We start from the raw sequence: 18,528 nt of genomic DNA on the forward strand, positions 1-18,528 counted from the left end.
GCCGAAGCCGGGTTATTCTGAACCGACCCGGACCTTCAAGGCGTTCCGGTCAGCTTGGCTTCGCGCCAGCGCCAAGCGCGGAGAAATGCCTTCAACTTGAGCACCGGCCGTGTGCTCGCGCGACGAGGCTCGTTCAATGTAGAGCTGGCCGGCTACCAGCGTTAGCGCTGCAAACACGACGGCAAGCATTGCCGTCGAAAACTGATGAAGCTCATCCATGGTGCAGTAATCGGCGACAAGACTGCTTCGTTCCGAAGCATCGATTCGTGCATCAGAACACGGTTAATGAGACCCCACCCTGAGAGGGTGATGAGCCGCGCCGGCCACCTCTCCTCCGGGGAGGGATATGTCTGGGCGCCCTAGTTCACCGTAAGAGGTTACTCGGCGCAGGCATAGTGCCAGAAGATCCTCGGCGACAGCCTGATCCGGAGATAAGCCGTCAGGTGGCCCGCGCCTGGCGATATCAACCGCGCGCTCCTGCGCATGCCAATCGGCGCGGTTCTTCGCCCAGCCGTGCTCCTCCCATTCGTGGAGGGGCGCCGGCGTTCGCTGCAGCAGGTGAAGGTTTAGCCCCGCAACGCCCGGATCGCCCGTGGTCTTTCGATGCCGACCGGCTATGTGGCCGTTCTATTCTTGTGCCACTGTTCATTAGGTTAGAAGGGCGCCAACACCCTGAGGATCAGAAGCCGCCTGCGTCTGGATCCAGCTGCAATGGGCTGCTGTGAAGATGTACGCGGCCTCGCTACCGCTTCCGGACACGGGGTTCCCTTTCGTCTTCACGTTCCGCTTGAACGCGGTACTCCTCCGCAATCTCCCGCAGAACCACTTTGACCCGCTCGGTGTCGGTGAGAGCGGCCTGCTTCTCGCAAAGCCTTTGAAGTCGCCGGGCATCGTTCATCGCGCACAAACGTACAGAAGCACTCTGCGTTCCTGTTTTGCCAAATAAGCCGGGGGTTATTTCAACTTCGACCTTAGCAGCGCCGAGGCCACACAGTTCCCCGGCTTCGTCTTCCTCCAGAGAAGCCGAGGAAGCGGGCGCATTCGCATCCATACCGGGGTCCTAGGCGAACGTACTCCCGAGCCTTACGTTTTCGCTGACGGCGGTTTCGTCTTGCACCCCGGTGAACGTGGCTCGGGTAAGGAGCTTCCGCTATGGTGCTATAGTGGTGGAATTTCTAGATTTTCGAGCGGGGCGGCGAGGCGGCAAGTGAGTCCGGTCGATTCATAGGACACCGCAACCGATCCTCTGAAGTCGTATTCCAGCGCCCCCGAAATGAGTTGCGAACCGAAGCCTTTGGCGGCGGGCTCCGACACAGATGGACCGGCGAATTCTTGCCAGACGAAGACAAATTTTTGATCACCCGCCTGATCTTCGGTTGACCACACGATGGACACGCGGCCGCTCGCGACGCTTAGAGCGCCATACTTCACTGCATTGGTGGCGAGTTCGTGAACCGCTAAGGAAAGGGCGAGAGCCTGTTGCGATCTGAGAACAAGCGGAGGACCGGACGTCGTGATCCGGCTTTCGCCTGTTCTGTAGGGGCTCAGGGCAGTGTTGACGACATCTCGAAGTGGGGCAGCAGCCCAATTGGCCGCGGTCAGCAAGGCGTGTGCTCGTCCGAACGCGGCAAGTCGTGCCTTATACTTTTCAAGATCGGCCTGGCTCGATACGTCACGAAATGTTTGGCTGGCAACTGCACCAAGCACAGCAAAGGTGTTCTTGAAGCGGTGCTTTAGCTCTTCGTTGATAAGCTTCAGGGCTTCTCTTGCCATGTGCTCGGAGGTGACGTCCTTGCAGACAACGAGTACGCCGCCGACTTTATCTTCGAGATCAATTGGACCGAAGCTATACGTCCACCAGACATCCTCGCGCCGACCGTGTCGGGTTACAGGCACCAATTGATCCTCATGCCAAGTCGCCCCCTTACCTGCCATGACGTGCTCAATCTGGGGACCGATGATGTCCCATATTTCATCCCAACATTCACGGCCGCGCGCTCCCAGAGCACTCGGATGCCGCTCGGGACCCATCGTTGCGCGATACGCATCGTTATAGAACTGGATGAGGTCGGTCCCCACCAGATGAACATCGGGTGGCGCGACGTAAGAACGAGCCGCACCGTGACCCGAAGACTTTGCGGCCACTCTTCCGGGGAGCCGACTGATGTTTTCCAGTCAAACGCTCTTATGAGAGAGCCCAGTTCGCCGCCCCCCGACAAGAAATGATTACGTGCATCCTCTCCCATACGCGCAACTATATCTTCCTGCTGGCAAGCTAAAAGCCAAAATTCCCAAAAATGCAATCTCGACGCTGACTTAAGCCGACCCACGGTAGGCGCTTGGGATGCTCGGTTAAGGCCGAGATTTGGCTGCGAGAGCGCTGATCTCCCGGTCCGCATGCACAGAACCCACGAGACCGGAAGAGTGTCTTGCGCTGCTACGACCTTTTGATCTGAAGCGTCGCTCTGTTAGCGGATAGGGACAGTTGATCCCCTAGTCCATTCTTGATGAAAGTGAGTGTCAATAATCCAGTTCTTGGGGGTGGATGGCCGTGCGCTGGCTCTCGCTCGATTATAAATCAATGCCGCAAGATGGGCGCCTCGCTAAGCGCTCTCCGGCCGACCTGCTTCAAGCCGTCAACCGAGGTTTCGCCCTTACTGGCAGCTTCGAGAATCACGGACGCAACGTGCCTGCGAACCGAGGTCTCATGACGCGACACGGTTTCGCACACGTCATCGTGGACCGCGCGCAAAAGCGCGGTGGTCTCAGCGTCGAACATTGGAGGTCCCCCCGAGTGAAAGCAGCATCTTGGCTGAACCCGCTCAGACTGGGATTCACCCAAGTTACTGAGACGAAAAATATCTCCGGAGAGGAGGAACGAAGCTCGCCTGTTGGAGGCGCGGGCGCCGAAGGAGCGGAGCCGCGCATCTGCAACGGCATACGACCGACACTTTCCATGGCCGCGACTTACGTGACTTGGCGCGGCAGGCCAACGCACAGTTCCGGGCGACCCGCCGCCCAGCGGGTTTGGCTATTCAGATGTACCGCGGCCGCCTCGACGAAAAGATCGAGGCGAGCCCCGAACCAATCCACTTGGCTCACGTTGCGCCACAGGGCAGAGCGTCCAAGAGGAGAACTAAGATGCAAGGACAGTGCGTTGTCGCCGTATACAGCTCGCGTAGCGATGCCGAGCAAGCCTACCGAGCCGTGCTCAGCTCGGGCATTCCGCAAGACCACGTCAAGCTGAGTGAGCAGCAACGAGCGCAGACGACGAGTGAGACGACCGGCAGTAGTGATGGCAGTTTTTGGGACTGGCTCTTTGGCAGCGACGTGCCGGAGAATGAGAGGCGCGTTTATAGTGATCGGATGGCGGGCGGCGGAACTGTTTTGTCGGTTTTGGTGGACGCACCTTCAATCGCAAACGTTGATCAAGTCGAAGGGCTCCTGGACCAGTACAACCCTGTCGAGATCCATGACGAGAATGTCGGCTCAGCTATGGGGACAGCTCGCGCCACCTCCACAGCGTCATCGCTGGACGCGCACGGCACAAGGGCCACGGCTCCGTCTTCCAGCGCGGCCGGAAACAACGAGCAGGTCATCCCCCTACCCGAGGAGGAACTGAAGGTCGGTAAGCGCGCAACGGAACGCGTGCAGCGAATACGGACCTACGTTGTGGAGCAGCCGGTTCAAAGAGACGTACAACTGCGGGATGAGCGAACAGTGGTGGAACGGCGACCTGCCACAGGCGCAGCGCAGGGCATCCCTAGAGAAAGCGAAGTCGAAATTCGCGAGGTGCACGAAGAACCTGTGGTTCAGAAAGAGGTACGCGCTGGCGAGGAGCTGGTCATTCGCAAAGAAGCAACGGAGCGAACCGAGCGCGTTGCCGACACGGTGAAGAAGACGAAGGCTGAATTGGACCCGAAGAAGCCTTAGCAGCAGCGTCTGCCAAGAAAGCTCCAGCTTGTACTGCTTCGTGAAGCTGGGGCTCTCTTGATTGATAATGGATCTCGTGAGACGGGCAGGTTCTCGGACGACAACATCACGATGTGTTGGAGAGTGTTCGCCGCGTTCTCGCCTCGGGCCACGTCAGAAGCTTGCCGGGCAGAAACATCGTTCCAATACGCGAAACGCGTGGCATCTGGAGGCGCACGGACACCGGCTCTTCGCTCCAGTTTCTCGCAGACACAAAGCCTAAGCCGAAAAAGATGGGACTTGGGATTGATCATGGCATGAAAAAGCGCGCGGGCCTTGCTCCAGAGATCGCAAGCATACCGCGCGCCTCGGTTACGCCGCCAACTCTTTGCGAACAGCAGCGGCCGAATTGCCCAGCTTGTCGACGGCGCTCTGCAGCTCGTCTTTCGAGGCACCAAGCTGCTTGGTCCAATACTTAACCTCGAAATCTTCGTGCATGTTGATCTTGCTACGATCGCGCTGGTCCCGTTTAGTGAGATTGTCGCTCATCTTCATCAGTTGGAGCCGACGGCGGGAAGTCTACCAACCTTACTGACAAGTCTCCAACCGCGAAGGGGCGGCACCGTGCTCCGCGGAGGCAATACAACCGCTCCAGTTCTGACAGTTGTGTTTCTGAGAACAAAGCCGAACACTAAGTCAACGCTATGTGACAATTCGTTCTCAGTAACGCGCGCGCTGCGGCGCACCCCGTCGGCGGGAGATCAGTACCGCTAAGTCGGACATGAGGTCCGGGCGCGGCAGTGTGATCAGCCGCCGCGTCCAAAGTTTCTGCACATTGCCCACAAATTCCACTGATCTTCAACGCTGCTGTTGGCGTTTCGAAGGTGCGGCTCCTCGGCGTGACACCTAAGCCCCGGCTTGGCCTCATGCCATCCATCCGCGGGCCCCCTATCGTAAACCGACAGGGGCCGTCTTATTCTGAATAGTAGTCTGGTAATGCACAGCGCGCGCGAGCAAGGCAAGCTGGTCAACCCATATCGATGCACAAGGTGCAGCGGACGGTTCTCAGACGAGCGCGCCGCAGCCGCCGGATCAGTGCTGAAGTGTCCACCACAACGCTGTCACAATATCTCGTTGACGAAGCAGTCAAGGTACTTCGAGCGCGGCTGCCACCTCAAACGGTCTGCGGCTGTGAAGATGCCATGCTGCGCCACGCGCCCATGCTCGGCTGAAGCGGAAATGCGTCACTACCGGACACTTCCTCAGTCACCACGTTGAACCGCACAAGCTGCGATCGCCCGAACGCCGTTGAGATGGCGACGTCCGCCGCATCCCTCCCGCGAGCAATTACAATCCGACCAATGCGGGGATGGTTGTGCCGAGCGTCGAATGTATACCAATGTCCACCGATATATGCCTCGAACCACGCACTGAAATCCATCGGAGCAGGGTCTCGTGGAACACCAATATCCCCCAGATATCCTGTGCAGTATCTCGCGGGAATGTTCATGCACCTGCAAAGTGCGACCGCGAGGTGCGCAAAGTCGCGACATACGCCTCTACGCTCTTCGTGAGCCTCGGAGGCTGTGCGATCGCTTCGAGCAAAGTCATATCCGAACTGGATGCGATCATGGGTATAGTCGCAAACCGCCTTAACCCGCTGCCATCCGCCATTGATCGAGCCAAACAGGGACCAAGCAAGATCTGAAAGCTGTTGCGTATCGCAGTACCGACTACCCAGCAAGTACACCAAAGCGCCGTCCGGCAACTCCGGAACCGGGGCTTGCGCAGCATCAACTACTACCGCATCCGGTAGTCCGCTGTCCTGAATAACGAATTCGTTGCCAATCTCGATCAGCCCGGCCGGGGCGACGAGACGCGTACAAATATTCCCAAACATATCGGTGTAATTTTCGGCCGAGACATTCGGCGAGAAATGGATTCGATGGGCACTAAGGAGATCCGTTTGGCGAGACGGATGGACACTGAGCATCAGCACCATAGGCACGTCTTGGGAGCATTCAAACGCCATATCGTAGCCTGCGCGGATCTTCAAAGCCGTCTCCCCTACCCGTCACCGTTGACGTCGCGGATAAGCCCGCCCAGCTGGTGTTTGTTCCGCGAACTCATCCGCTATCCTGCTGAAATGAAAGGCAGTTGTGCGGACAACAACATTTCCCTTGCGAACATTGGTTAAGACCGCGTCTTATCTTGCGCTACCGAGTGGAAGCGATGACCGTCTATACTGTTCACCACAGCACCGTTTATCGCTACCGCAGGCCGGTAAGGCCTGGTCAGCATCAGCTGCTCTTTCGACCCAGGGACAGTTTCGATCAACGGCTACTCGACTGCGAACTTTCGATAAGTCCGCAGCCGGTCGAAATCCGCTGGATACACGACGTCTTTGGCAATTGCATCACGCTGGTGGAATTCAACACTTTCTCAGACGTGCTGGAGTTTGAAACAACGATCCGTCTCGAGCATACCCCCGAGAATGCTCCAGACTTTCGGATTGAGGAATACGCTCGCGAGCATCCGTTCGCTTATGACGACAATGAGCTGCCGGATCTAAGCCCATACATCCGTCGCCATTATCCAGCCGATCCAGCAGTCCCCGAGTGGCTTTCCAAGTTCGTGCCGCTCGGCGTGAACCGCCCTACGGCCCAGTTGCTCATGACCCTCAACGAAGCTATCGCGGAGGGATTTTCCTACCAGCGGCGCACAATGCGAGGCACCCAAACACCTGAGGAAACCCTGGGGCTTCAACGGGGGACCTGCCGTGACTTCGCGCTGCTGATGATGGAATGCGCCCGCTCACTGGGCTTCGCAGCTCGCTTCATCACCGGATACGTCTATGTGCCAGATCGTGATGGCCCGGCTCGACTCGGAGGCGGCTCAACGCACGCCTGGTGTTCGATCTACGTCCCAGGCTCCGGTTGGGTTGAATTTGATCCAACCAACGGCATCGTTGGAAATCGGGACCTCATTAGAGTTGGCGTCGCTCGGACCCCAGCTCAGGCTATCCCGCTTTCTGGCACTTATCGTGGCGATCCTGCCGACGAGGCTGGGATGGAAATTGCAGTGAACGTAAAGTCGGAGTAGCCCCCCGACGGGCTCACTCTGGAAGATGTCCCTTGAATGCACCTATCGACCACCCGAGCGCCACCAGGGTCACCAGCGACGAGGAGCAAAGGTTGCTGCTGCCTACGACGCACGGCAGCGCGCGGCTGGCGTGACGTCAGCATCCGGTACCTGCCCTAGAAGTGCCTCGGCTCGTTATGCGGATGGTACAGTTGTTCCTCAGCGACCACCGATTTGGGATCGTTGCGACGCGGATGTTTCGGAAATGGTTCAAGACAAATTCGGCTGGGGCGTTTTCCAGCCCTTCGCATTCTTCCATGTACTCCCGGAGCTCCTCGGAGCGATTCGTCAGTTTTCCTGACTATCGTGCGATCATCGACGGCGCTCACTCCCATAGCGCGCATGTCCTTTGGTCGTTGTTCTCTTGCGCAGATCGCTTCTCCGGGCTCTCCTCGCCAACTCCACCAAGCAGTTCCCGGCCGTACGTCACCGGCTGGTCGACGACTTGGTGCTCGTCAAGAGCAGGTTCGTCCGCGACTTCTTGGTACAGCCTCGTCCAAGAAGCTCGTCACTGGCACTTGCAGGCCGGCTCGGCCTCGGCCAGCGGCATTCCGAGGCAATCGGGGCGGTGGACTTCGCGTCAAAGATCAGGCATTCCGTCAGACAATTTCAGAACGAGGAATTCTCGTGTCCCGACAAAGAGGGCCTTATCGGAAAGCTGCTCTTTCGGTGTCGATAGTTTTGCTCCTTGCAGCCAGTGCGATCGCGCAGGAGGACAAGAAAACCGACGACGATAAGCCTGCCGACCCGGACACGGGTGAGAGCACCGTGGAGGAAAAGACGCTCGGCCTTCTTCCTAACCCACTGCAGAAGTATGGCGTGAAGTTCGCTGCCACTTACATCGGCGAGGCGTTGGGTAACGCCTCCGGCGGCCTGAAGCAGGGCGCTATCTACGAAGGCCGTCTCAACCTTGCGGTGGATGTCGATCTGCAGAAACTCGTCGGCATCGACAAGCTCACTTTTCACGCCAACATGTTCCAGATCCATGGCGACGGCCTGTCCCGGAGCAATCTTCAGAACTTCTTTGTCGTCAGCGGAATCGAGGCTCTGCCCGCAACGCGTCTCTACGAAGCCTATTTCGAGAAGCAGTGGGGCGCGAAGAGGATCTCGCTCAAGGTGGGTCAGCTTGCCGCCGACAGCGAGTTCTTCAACACCAAATATACAGACGTGTTCACCAACGCCTCAATGGGTTGGCCTGCGATCACGTCGCTCAATCTTCCCAGCGGCGGACCTTCGCCACCTTTGGCGGCTATGGGCGCAAGGCTACTGGTCAACGTGACCGACCAGCTTTCCGTTCTGGGCGGGATCTTCGACGGCGACCAAGCCGGACCCGGACGGGGCGGCGACCCGCAGGAGCGCAATCGCTACGGCGTCAATTTCCGCGTCAACGATCCGCCGTTGCTACTGGGTCAGATCCAGTACGCCTGGAACAACAAGAAGGGCGATCCCAACCTGACCGGCCAGATCAAGTTCGGCGGCTGGCGGCACTTTGGCTCTTTCGCGGATCAACAGCTCGCGTCGAACGGCAGCTCGCTCGCCGCTCCCGGTAGCAGCGGCGAGCCGCTATTGCTCGCAGGAGACATCGGTGGTTGGGCGGTCTTTGAGCAACAGATCTACCGCGTGCCTCACAGCGACGATCGCGGGATTGGTGTGTTCGCAAGGGCCGCCGGCGCGCCCGCTGATCGCAACCTCATCGATCTCTACGCTGATGCCGGCGTCGAGTTCATCGGGCTTCGTGACGACCGGCCCGATGACAAGTTCGGGATCGCCGCGGGCTATGCCCATGTGTCCAAACGGGCGCAGGCGCTCGACGCCGACTACCGCATGCTGGTGAATGCCAACTGGCCCTCTCGAAACTTCGAGGGGTTGCTGACGACGGTCTACCAATACCAGATAAAGGACGGCTGGTCGTTGCAGCCAAACTTCCAATACATCATCCATCCGGGCGGCGGCGCCACGGGGCCGGCGACGCCATTTGCCGGAAAGGCCCTTAAAAACGCGTCGGTGTTCGGGCTCAGAACCGCGCTCAAATTCTAGCACCGTGCGCATCGCACGGACTCTGCTCAGGAAGAGCTCGTGCAGATGAACACGATGGCGCAGGTGGCATCAGAGCGACCCTATGCGTCTTCCGGGCGGACATCTCATTGAGCCTTTTCAGCCTGCTCGCGCTCGCGCAAGCCTCGGGCAAGTTGATCAACAGACGTCTCCTGCGCCAATTCGTCTTGTTGGCAATCCTCGTCATCGACATTCAGCCGCCTGGCAAGCTTCTGCAATATTCTCAAAGACCGCGTCGCCTCCCGTTCAGAGAGCAGATTAATCTGAAGTTCTAGACGATCCCGCTTCTCCAAAATGCGGTCGGTCGCATTTTGGCGAATGAGGACGCAGGAGGTGAGAAGTACCGCCTCTAGCGCGAGGAATGTCCCGAGCAGCGGGAACGGGAATGGATCAAGCGCGCGATCCGGGAATACCCCGCCGAACGCAATCCAACACACCACCGCCCCGCACTGCAGCACAACGAACTGCGGAGTGCCCGCAAACGATCCGATGGCATGAAAAAAACGATGATGAAGAGCGATCTTTTCCTCATCCTGCTTTTCAAGCCGCAGGATGGCGTCGATATTTTCTACCGGTCTTTTCGATGATGTCGGCGTTGACATCGTCAGCTGGCGATCTGCTCGGCGGCTCGCCGCGCTGACTGTCGGGTCCGGTCGAGTGTCTCATCTCCGGCTTTTTCGGCCTTGGCACGCGCTTCACATTTTGAGCGAAGCTCCTCAATCTCATCGTCTGTGAGGTGCTCGATTCCAACGAGACTATTGCGCGCTGCGCTCACGCGAATGAGTTCGTCAAGCTTTACCTGAATGGCGGCGCTGTCCCGGTTTTGCGAATTCTGAATCAGAAATACCATAAGGAAAGTTACGATTGTGGTGCCAGTATTAATGACCAACTGCCAAGTGTCCGAGAAGTGGAAGAGCGGGCCGCTTATGCCCCATCCTACCACCACACCCGCGGCTAACAGGAAGGTTGAGGCGCGCCCAGCCGCAAGCGAAGTCTCGTTGGCCAGATTACCAAAGAATGAGGAAATCGAGGATGGTTGGTGGCTCATGGTCTTGGCCTCTCCGAGTACAATGTTGCGGCCCGACAAGAGTTCCATTCTGTGGAACTGAGAGCGCACGCTCGCCCTGGCGTCACGCACAAGCCCTTAAAGCCTGTTCAAAAGGTCGCGAAGCACGCCTCATCAACTCCCCCGCCCCTTTTCAGATGGCACACCGACGTCAGGCTCCCTTGGTCAAGCTAATCTCTGCGCACCAGTTGTAGCTCAATGAGCGCCAGCCTCTGCAAGGCCGCGGGGTCGCGTTCCCCTGCACCTGCAGTACGGAGGATTGACTCTGCAAGAAGGTTGACGTGAGACAAATGCACCGGCTCCGGCAAATTCGCGACGGCAGCCTCAAGAGCGGAGGTCATCGCAGCGATCACGTCCGGCGAAAACGCTGCATTAGCGAAGTTCTGCATAAAGGCTTTGCTCTCCGCACCGATTCCCCTCGGCTAACGCCAGGAAAAGGTGGCAGTTCCCGCAGTAGCTTGAAGTCAAGGCACGGCATTTCATGTCGGTCATGGACGCCGGTGTAACGGCGGCTACCAGCACTTCGCACAGAACGGAGATATGATGGTTCACAAGCCGCAAGGCTGGCACAATCCAGCCCAGCATCTAAACTTTCAAATTCCATAAACATCAAAGACCGCCTTATCGGCAACTATCCATCGCATTGCCTATCTGCATCCCAACGGCAGTGAATAAAAATGGATGCGCCCTCCATCATGCGTCTCGATCGCGAGGCGCTTCGGATCGTCCAGGCCGTCGAACAGGCGGGAAAACAGATTGGCGTTGGCAGCGCGATGAAGGCGATGGAGCGGCCGAGATCTTCGGATTGCAGCATCCTGGCCTGCTCCTCCTCGCTCGGCACCACCGGGCGCAGCTTCAGGATCGTGGTCGCCACCTCGCCCGGCATCAGGCAGCAGGCGCGCAGGCCATTGACGCTGGTCGAGTGCAGATAGCGAAACTGATTAGCCTTCGTGCAATCAAGTTGCTCATCAAGCCAATCATGGTAGAAGGCCACTCCAGTTAATCGGAGTCGACATGGCCAAACATCAAAGAAGACAGTCAGGCGGGAATACACCAAGGAAGATGTGAAGGAGTTGCTGGCTCATTCGAAAGCAAGAACACCAGTTACCAAGATCGCAAAGCTGACGAAGAGGTCCGTAGGTTTCTTGCGCCAGAAAGCATTGAAGCTTGGGATCGGATTAGGCCACCAACGCTAGTAGCGGGCTGAAGCTAACTTTCGTGGGTCCGGCTAGCTCTCCCGAACCGCCGCGGGTGATGCTATTGCGCTGGATCGCTTAATTTGCACAACCAACATCAGTGCGTTGATTAGGATCGAGAACATCGAGAGAAGCGCGAGCATAACCCACCAGAATATGCTGTAACCCCTCATCCAGTTATCAAACACCGTAATGAGCAGCATCCCTAAGCCGATCGACGCGCCAATAACATTCAAAAGAAACCAGCGCATCTGAGATATTCCACTGTTGAGCAACAGAAGTGTTCGTGTCAGCGCACGTTCGGAAATCATGGTGAGCCGATTGCGAATTTACCGGCTCACTCATGAACACTATCAGGCATCCGGGTAGCCATTCGCCCTGTTGCAAGAGCGACGGTCCCGGTTGTAGGCGATCACACCGGCCGTATGACCATAGAGCTGCGTAATTACCTGGCCGTGGCTGTAAGCCTGTTGCACGCAAGCGACATATGGTTTGTTGCTCATCCAATCATATGGTCCTGCACTTGCAGTGGAGACCGAGACGACGGTCGAAATGGCCGCAGTTGCGATAGCGAGTAGCCCTGTACGAAAGCTTGTCATGTTCGTGGTCCCAAGTCAGACCGCCCTATTGCTTGTCTGTGCCAGTACAATGGGAGCTTACTGAGGTCCTGTATGTGCGGCACGTCACTTCGACCCAGGCCACCGACAACTCTACCGGTCAGGATCGTCCGATAACCAGTTGCGGCGACTTGTGCAAAGCCTGGCCTATGAGCATCAGGGGAACGGCAAGTAAGATCATAAATATACTCATCATAACAAGTTGGTCGTGAAAATTGCCATTGGATGGCGTCTTCGAGATCATCAGATTCGTAATGATGAACCCCAGGCCGGTCAATGAAGCTAATATACTGCTTCCCTTCGCAATTAAGCCAAGCCTGCGCCACTCGATCTCGCGAGATTTAGCTCTGGTAGCTTGCTCATTAAGTTCGGAGCGCAAGGCGAGCAGCTCGGTCTCGATTTCAGCCTGTGTCATTTTGACTCGCAGATTGGATGCCCCGATCGCGCTTCTCAAAAGATTCTTGAAGAATGACAGTCGGCCGCTCTGGCCCGCACCTATTCGATTAACGAGCGGTGCGGGCCAAAGTACAACCGCAAAATGGTCGATCAGGATCCTCGCGCACCGCTCATAATCGGCCCGAACCTCTCCCAGCTTTCTCCCTTAAATCGCATCATCTGGAGCTGCTCGATCGGGGCGAAATCGTCGGGGCCTGTTTTGATACGTGTGCCCGTAATGTAAATTCCAATCTCAAAATCGAGGTTGGCTGCTTGCTTCATTACATTCTCACGGGTCAGCGTGTCACCGCACTGACGTAGGACTTGCTCCAGGCCCTTAGCCACACCGTAGCCAAAGACAGTCGCAGAGTCGTCGAGATCACCCTCAGGGTACCACTTTGTCATGAAAGCACGCCACTCGTTCATCGATGCGTCATTCTTCCACTCTGAATCCTTGGGGTCCTTGAGGTATGCGGTAGACAGAATGCCCTGGCTGGCCTCGAAGCCCGCAGGCTTGATGACCCCGCCTATGGAGCCAGAGACGTTTGTCAGAAATTGCACCGGATGCCATCCCATTTCAGCGACCTTCTTTATCGCCTGGGCGGCAAATTTAGGTGTCGCTATGTTTACGAAGATGTCCGGATTGGCACCCTTGATCTGCACGACCTGAGAATCGACTGTCGGTGAGCTCGTCTCATAAGGAGCTTCAACTACAATCAGCTTGCTGGCTTGGTCACCAAGGCCATCCTTCAAGCCGGTGACGTAGTCTTTCCCAAAGTCGTCGTTCTGATAAAGCACACCGACAGTCTTACCCGGGTAATTTTGCAGGATATACTTGCCGTAGATGCGCGCTTCGACCTGGTAACTGGGCTGCCAACCCATCGTCCAGGGGAAATTCTTCGGGTCGTTCCATTTGGCAGCACCTGTCGATACGAACAGTTGCGGGACCTTCTTCGAATTCATGTACTTCTGAATAGCGGTGTTGCCGGGCGTCCCTAGCGGATTGAAAATCAACAACACCTCATCGCTCTCAACGAGCTTACGAGCTTGCTCGACCGTCTTAGGCGGGCTGTACGTATCGTCATAAGAGATAAAGTTGATCTTCCGACCGTTGATACCGCCTTCAGAATTGATCTTGGTGAAGTAGGCGGCTTCAGTTTTGCCGATCGTAGCGTACGCCGATGCTGGACCGGAGTACGGCATGATGTTGCCGATCTTGATCTCAGTGTCGGTTGCTCCTGGATCGTACTTTTTCTGGGCGTAGGTTGTCGAGGAGAGCGTGGCCGCAAGTGCCAACGCGATTGCGGTCGAATAGACAAAGCTAACGTAAGAACGACGCATCGTTGTCCTCCCTTAAAGCACAAACTGTTTCAGCCATTCTTGTGAGCTGTTCAGCCGCGCATTAGCGAGTATGCATGAGAACAGCGCGCGGCAGCAACGAAACGTGCAAGCCGTTTGACTTCAGAGGGAGAAAGCCAAGCTTAGACGCAGCGCACAATTCCTTCCGCAGGAATTAGCGGGGGCAGCCGGGCTGCAAGTTGAGCTTGCGCAGCATGGAGCTTAGGCCATCGACTCGGCACTCTTGCGCGTCAGCCAACTTGGTACCGGACAGGCCGTTCCGTGAGGTGCTTCTCGAAGGCTCCGACTTTGGATTTCTCGCGCTGACTCGGGTGTCATTAGGATCGTGCCAGTGGCGAGCAATGAATTGTGGAGCCTTCGCATTGGCCACTTCCTTTGGCGGCGACGTCGGCGGCTCGGAAGGTGTCGTAAAGGCGGGGGCAACCTTCTCAACAGTTGGCTGGACGTCCTGCATGCTGACCAGCGATAGCCGATCAGCCTTGTTGCCGGCTACAACAGGATAAGCGATCGAAGGTGTCGGCGCCGGAGCAGACTTGGAGGCGGCGGCAGCAATAGCACCAATACCCCCGACGCAAACCAGTCCAAGTACGACGACCTTGATCACAGCGATGCCCACCTCGGAGCACCAAACCATAGACGACATTTGGCCTGGATTAAGGCGACTTGATTGTTGGGTTAATGCCGCTTCAAATCGAGAAGCAGCGATGCGGCAGGCGAATCTGTCAGGAAGGCACGCACGTCCGGATCGTCATCGCCGACCAGCACCGTGGCCTGGGCCGCCCGGTCTGCCTGGATCGAAAGCTTCCCTTCTCGCCGCGGCTGGATGTGCATCCTGCAGACCGGATTGAGCAACTGCAGCACAGTGTTACGCCCGACCAGCGAATCCACGGGTTGCTGACCCTTGCCTGAGTGCCTGCGCACCGGGCCGGAACATCCCAAGTCGCCAGCCGTTCCTGATTCCGCACCAATCAAACGTTTGAGGCACTGCCTGTGCGCATACTTGTCGTCGAAGATGATGAACTAATTCGAGAATTCGTCGTCGAGGCGTTGCGCGAGCAAGGATTCGAGGTTGTCGAGGCGGAGAACGGGGAGCAGGCGTTGGCCTGGTGCGGAGGGCACGAGCCGGACTTTCTCGTCACGGATATCAGATTGCCGGGCCGCATCGATGGATGGGAGATCGCGGAGCGCTGCCGCGAGCACGATCCCGACCTGCCCGTGATCTACGCGACCGGCTACTCTCCGGTCGCGGCCCGTCCGGTTCCGGGCAGCCGATGTTTGCAGAAGCCGTACCATCCCGACGCGATCGTCAGCGCCGTGCGAGAGATGGCGAGGGGAAGCCGGAACATCTCGCACTAGACCAGCCGATGTGGGCATCTCTTTTGCGCGCCCGGCACTCGCATTTTCCCAACAAGCACGGCTAAGGTGAGGCGACAGGCCCGCAACGAGTCAGGAGTGCCTATGTCAGGTGTGATCGAACGCAACAATGTGCACGTCCGCGGCGAGGGCGATCGGGCGATGGTCTTCGCCCACGGCTTCGGATGCGACCAGAACATGTGGCGCTTCGTGGCGGCGGCCTTCGAAAAGGAGTTCACGACGGTCTTGTTCGATCACGTCGGCGCCGGCGGTTCGGATCTTTCCGCGTACGATCGCACCAAGTATTCGAGCCTCGCGGGTTATGCCGACGACGTGGTCGAGATCGGCCGCGAACTGGAGCTGAAAGATGCGGTGTTCGTCGGGCATTCCGTCAGCAGCATGATCGGTGTGCTCGCCGAGCAAAAGTCAGAGGGCATGTTCGGAAAGCTGGTGCTCATCGGCCCTTCCGCCCGTTACATCGACGATGAGGGCTATGTGGGGGGCTTCAGCGCCAAGCAGATCGAGGAGCTGCTGCAGTTTCTGGAATCCAACCACATGGGCTGGTCCGCCCAGATGGCGCCGGCGATCATGGGCAATCCGAATCGGCCGGAGCTTGGCCAGGAGCTGACCAACAGCTTCTGCCGAACGGACCCCGAGATCGCAAAGGCGTTCGCCCGGGTGACCTTCACGTCCGACAATCGCAACGATCTTCCGGGCGTCAGCGTCCCGACCCTGGTCTTGCAATGTACCGAAGACATCATCGCGTCGCAGGAGGTCGGCGACTACGTGAACCGCAACATTCCCAAGAGTCGGATGATTGTCCTGGAGGCGACAGGCCACTGTCCCAACCTCAGCGCGCCCGATGAAGTGGTTGAGGCGATGCGGACATTCGTCTAGTGGACGTCTCCCGCCCCGATTTCCAGGACTTGGTCGAGAACGCACCGTGCGGGTACATCACCCTGCAGGCGAACGGCCGCGTCGATCAGGTGAACCGGACGTTCCTGGACTGGAGCGGACGTTCGGCCGAGCAGATGGTCGGTAAGCGCTTCAGCGACTTCCTGACCATGCCGGGCCGCATTTACTACGAAACCCACATCGCGCCGCTTTTGCGTATGCAGGGGTCCTTTCAGGAATTCGCTATCGACATGCTTGCCGCGGACGATACCCCGCTGCAGATGATCGCGAACGCCAACGAGCGCCGGGATGCTGACGGCAAGCTGCTGCTGATACGGCTCGCACTGATCAAGGCGACCGATCGGCGGCGGTACGAACAGGAGCTGCTTGCGGCGCGCGAGTTGGCCAAAGCGGCCGAAAAGGCGATCGAGGAGCGGCTTCAGCGCGAGAACCAGGCCTCCGAGCTGCGCGAGCAGTTCATTGCGGTCCTGGGTCACGACCTCCGCAATCCGCTTGCCTCGATCAGCGCCGGCGCCCGCATCCTGGACCGCACCGTCCAGAGCGAGAAGGAGCGCCGAATCATCGCGATGATGCAGACGACCGTGATGCGGATGTCCGCGCTGATCGACGACGTGCTCGACTTCGCGCGCGGCCGGCTCGGCGGTGGAATATCTCTCGACCGCAATGCAACCGAACCGCTGGAGCGCACTCTCGCTCAAGTCGTCGATGAGCTCAGATTGGCGACGCCCGGACGGGTGATCGAAGCCGAATTTGACATCGATCGACCGGTGAATTGCGACCGCACCAGGATAGGTCAGCTCCTATCCAACCTGCTGGGTAATGCGCTGACGCACGGGTCCGCGAACAAGCCCGTCGTGGTCCATGCCGAGACGACCGCGACCAAGTTCGAACTTTGGGTCTCCAATGCAGGGGATGTCATTCCGCCGGACGCGATGGACAAGCTGTTCGAGCCATTCTTTCGGGGAAAGGCCCGCGCCAGCCGTCAGGGTCTCGGGTTGGGCCTTTATATCGCGTCCCAGATCGCAGAAGCTCACAAAGGAACGCTGTCGGTGACGTCGACTCCGGAGGAAACCCGGTTCACGTTCTCGATGCCGCTGGACGCCTCTGAATGATTTTGAGCCAGTTTGCGATCATTGCGGCCGGTTCCTGTCCCCGCGCGAGGCCATTCGTCCCTCGGGCTAAGTAGCGGCATCTCCCCTCGGCCGTACTAAGCGCGCCACATTCTTCGCATGTGGCCTGCCGAACTGCCTCCCGCGCGAGGAACGTTCCGACTTGTAAGCCTGTTATCGGGTCTTTTCCAAGCCCATGAGGATCCGGATGTTCGGTCGCAAGGAAGCAAGCGAAGTTTCGAGGCCGCAGCCGACAGGCCGCACAGTGGCGTCGACACTGGCGTTGGTGGGGATCGCGCTCATCTCGGACCACTTGCTGCAGTTTTGGGAGGAGCGATCCGAAAGTCCGTCCATTGTCCCCCAGTCCAGCCCTCAGGCTGACGCTCAAGGAAAAGCGCGGGGACGTCAGGCGACCACCCCTTCCGAGATCCCGGCGCGCGGTTGGAAGGACATCCTTCTGCGGGTCTACGCGAACATCTCGAAGCATCGCGTTCTGGCACTCGCCGCGGGCATGACCTACTACAGCATCCTGGCCATATTTCCAGCCATCGCAGCGCTGGTCGCCGTCTACGGCCTATTCGCCGATCCTACCAGCATGACCCGGCACCTGGATCAGCTGGGCGGGTTCCTACCCGGCGGCGCGGTCGACGTTGCACGCGAGCAACTCACCAGGGTGTCCTCAAAGGGTTCTCATACCCTCGGCATCACGTTCGCGATCGGTTTGGGCACTTCGCTTTGGAGCGCCAATGCGGCCATGAAGTCCCTGTTCGACACGCTCAACATCGTCCATGGCGAGGACGAGAAACGCGGCTTCGTCAAGCTCAACGCCGTCTCGCTTGGCTTCACGCTCGGCGGCATCGTGTTCGTGATCGCGGCGCTTGGGTCCATCGTCGTCCTGCCCGTCATCCTGAGCTATGTTGGGTTGTCCGCCGCAGGCGACCTGCTGCTCCGGATTGGACGGTGGCCGGCGATGTTTCTCATCCTGACGCTCGCGCTCGCAGTGATCTATCGCTATGGGCCCAGCCGGGAGACGGCGCGTTGGCGGTGGGTGACCTGGGGCAGCGCGATCGCCGCTCTGCTCTGGATCGGAGTTTCCGGCGCCTTCTCCTGGTACGCGGCGAACTTCGGCAAGTTCAACGAAACCTACGGCTCGCTCGGCGCCATCATCGGCTTCATGACCTGGCTGTGGATCTCGGCCATCGTCGTTCTGGTAGGCGCGGAGATCGACGCGGAGATGGAGCACCAGACCGTTCGCGACACCACGACCGGCGCCTCGAAGCCGCTCGGCGCCAGAGGAGCGCGCGCGGCAGACACGGTAGGTTCTGCACAAAGATGAAACGGGTACGACAGCCCAAAGCCGGAAAGACCAG

Annotated in this window: 20 protein-coding genes and 1 pseudogene; 7 read left to right on the forward strand and 14 right to left on the reverse strand. The window is 58.4% G+C overall.

Going from position 1 to position 18,528, the window contains the following annotated elements; all coding sequences use genetic code 11:
• Positions 1-12: 12 nt before the first annotated feature.
• The 4 genes from ABIB66_RS04930 to ABIB66_RS04945 form a co-directional block, all read right to left on the reverse strand.
• Positions 13-219, reverse strand: coding sequence for a hypothetical protein (locus ABIB66_RS04930; RefSeq protein ID WP_354254284.1), 207 nt, complete (start codon positions 217-219; stop codon positions 13-15).
• 523 nt (positions 220-742) lie between these two features.
• Positions 743-1,051, reverse strand: a complete 309-nt coding sequence (locus ABIB66_RS04935) for a hypothetical protein (RefSeq protein WP_354254286.1) — start codon at positions 1,049-1,051, stop codon at positions 743-745.
• Positions 1,052-1,158: 107 nt separating this feature from the next.
• Positions 1,159-2,079, reverse strand: a complete 921-nt coding sequence (locus ABIB66_RS04940; RefSeq protein ID WP_354254288.1) for a sensor histidine kinase — start codon at positions 2,077-2,079, stop codon at positions 1,159-1,161.
• Positions 2,080-2,578: 499 nt separating this feature from the next.
• Complete coding sequence (locus ABIB66_RS04945) at positions 2,579-2,779, reverse strand: hypothetical protein (protein ID WP_354254290.1); 201 nt, start codon at positions 2,777-2,779, stop codon at positions 2,579-2,581.
• Positions 2,780-3,141: 362 nt separating this feature from the next.
• Between ABIB66_RS04945 and ABIB66_RS04950 the strand changes: the two genes are divergently transcribed.
• The gene (locus ABIB66_RS04950) at positions 3,142-3,933 is read left to right on the forward strand and encodes a YsnF/AvaK domain-containing protein (protein ID WP_354254292.1); all 792 of its coding nucleotides are present in this window, start codon (positions 3,142-3,144) and stop codon (positions 3,931-3,933) included.
• A 351-nt stretch (positions 3,934-4,284) separates the two neighbouring features.
• Here ABIB66_RS04950 and ABIB66_RS04955 read toward each other — a convergent pair whose 3' ends face one another.
• Positions 4,285-4,461, reverse strand: coding sequence for a DUF3606 domain-containing protein (locus ABIB66_RS04955; RefSeq protein ID WP_354254724.1), 177 nt, complete (start codon positions 4,459-4,461; stop codon positions 4,285-4,287).
• A 625-nt stretch (positions 4,462-5,086) separates the two neighbouring features.
• The gene (locus ABIB66_RS04960) at positions 5,087-5,968 is read right to left on the reverse strand and encodes a transglutaminase-like domain-containing protein (RefSeq protein ID WP_354254294.1); all 882 of its coding nucleotides are present in this window, start codon (positions 5,966-5,968) and stop codon (positions 5,087-5,089) included.
• A 176-nt stretch (positions 5,969-6,144) separates the two neighbouring features.
• Between ABIB66_RS04960 and ABIB66_RS04965 the strand changes: the two genes are divergently transcribed.
• Entirely contained in the window at positions 6,145-7,014 is an 870-nt protein-coding gene (locus ABIB66_RS04965; protein ID WP_354254296.1) for a transglutaminase family protein, read from the forward strand.
• A 720-nt stretch (positions 7,015-7,734) separates the two neighbouring features.
• On the forward strand, positions 7,735-9,090 hold the full coding sequence (locus tag ABIB66_RS04970; RefSeq protein ID WP_354254297.1) for a carbohydrate porin: 1,356 nt from the start codon (positions 7,735-7,737) through the stop codon (positions 9,088-9,090).
• A gap of 104 nt (positions 9,091-9,194) precedes the next feature.
• Here the strand turns inward: ABIB66_RS04970 and ABIB66_RS04975 are convergent, their stop codons facing one another.
• The 8 genes and pseudogenes from ABIB66_RS04975 to ABIB66_RS05010 all read right to left on the reverse strand — a co-directional run bounded on the left by ABIB66_RS04975 (position 9,195) and on the right by ABIB66_RS05010 (position 14,669).
• Positions 9,195-9,710, reverse strand: a complete 516-nt coding sequence (locus tag ABIB66_RS04975; protein ID WP_354254299.1) for a DUF1003 domain-containing protein — start codon at positions 9,708-9,710, stop codon at positions 9,195-9,197.
• A gap of 2 nt (positions 9,711-9,712) precedes the next feature.
• Positions 9,713-10,156, reverse strand: a complete 444-nt coding sequence (locus ABIB66_RS04980) for a low affinity iron permease family protein (RefSeq protein ID WP_354254300.1) — start codon at positions 10,154-10,156, stop codon at positions 9,713-9,715.
• 188 nt (positions 10,157-10,344) lie between these two features.
• On the reverse strand, positions 10,345-10,563 hold the full coding sequence (locus ABIB66_RS04985) for a hypothetical protein (RefSeq protein ID WP_354254302.1): 219 nt from the start codon (positions 10,561-10,563) through the stop codon (positions 10,345-10,347).
• A gap of 362 nt (positions 10,564-10,925) precedes the next feature.
• Positions 10,926-11,087: pseudogene (locus tag ABIB66_RS43545) on the reverse strand (oxidoreductase); the annotation flags it as partial.
• Positions 11,088-11,402: 315 nt separating this feature from the next.
• Entirely contained in the window at positions 11,403-11,621 is a 219-nt protein-coding gene (locus ABIB66_RS04995) for a hypothetical protein (RefSeq protein WP_354254304.1), read from the reverse strand.
• A gap of 466 nt (positions 11,622-12,087) precedes the next feature.
• Positions 12,088-12,402 carry a hypothetical protein gene (locus tag ABIB66_RS05000; RefSeq protein ID WP_354254306.1) on the reverse strand — a complete coding sequence of 105 codons (315 nt, stop codon included), beginning with the start codon at positions 12,400-12,402 and terminating at the stop codon, positions 12,088-12,090.
• Positions 12,403-12,533: 131 nt separating this feature from the next.
• Positions 12,534-13,763, reverse strand: a complete 1,230-nt coding sequence (locus ABIB66_RS05005; RefSeq protein WP_354254308.1) for an ABC transporter substrate-binding protein — start codon at positions 13,761-13,763, stop codon at positions 12,534-12,536.
• Between the two features lie 693 nt (positions 13,764-14,456).
• Positions 14,457-14,669 carry a hypothetical protein gene (locus tag ABIB66_RS05010; RefSeq protein WP_354254310.1) on the reverse strand — a complete coding sequence of 71 codons (213 nt, stop codon included), beginning with the start codon at positions 14,667-14,669 and terminating at the stop codon, positions 14,457-14,459.
• A gap of 102 nt (positions 14,670-14,771) precedes the next feature.
• Between ABIB66_RS05010 and ABIB66_RS05015 the strand changes: the two genes are divergently transcribed.
• The 4 genes from ABIB66_RS05015 (at position 14,772) to ABIB66_RS05030 (ending at position 18,494) form a co-directional block, all read left to right on the forward strand.
• Positions 14,772-15,137 carry a response regulator gene (locus tag ABIB66_RS05015; protein WP_354254312.1) on the forward strand — a complete coding sequence of 122 codons (366 nt, stop codon included), beginning with the start codon at positions 14,772-14,774 and terminating at the stop codon, positions 15,135-15,137.
• Between the two features lie 102 nt (positions 15,138-15,239).
• Complete coding sequence (locus tag ABIB66_RS05020) at positions 15,240-16,031, forward strand: alpha/beta fold hydrolase (protein WP_354254314.1); 792 nt, start codon at positions 15,240-15,242, stop codon at positions 16,029-16,031.
• Positions 16,031-17,161 carry a PAS domain-containing sensor histidine kinase gene (locus ABIB66_RS05025; RefSeq protein ID WP_354254316.1) on the forward strand — a complete coding sequence of 377 codons (1,131 nt, stop codon included), beginning with the start codon at positions 16,031-16,033 and terminating at the stop codon, positions 17,159-17,161. The genes ABIB66_RS05020 and ABIB66_RS05025 overlap by 1 nt, the downstream gene beginning before the upstream one ends.
• A gap of 205 nt (positions 17,162-17,366) precedes the next feature.
• On the forward strand, positions 17,367-18,494 hold the full coding sequence (locus ABIB66_RS05030; protein ID WP_354254318.1) for a YihY/virulence factor BrkB family protein: 1,128 nt from the start codon (positions 17,367-17,369) through the stop codon (positions 18,492-18,494).
• Positions 18,495-18,528: the final 34 nt, after the last annotated feature.

The sequence above is a fragment of the Bradyrhizobium sp. F1.13.3 genome (genome assembly GCF_040548265.1).
GTDB lineage: Bacteria > Pseudomonadota > Alphaproteobacteria > Rhizobiales > Xanthobacteraceae > Bradyrhizobium.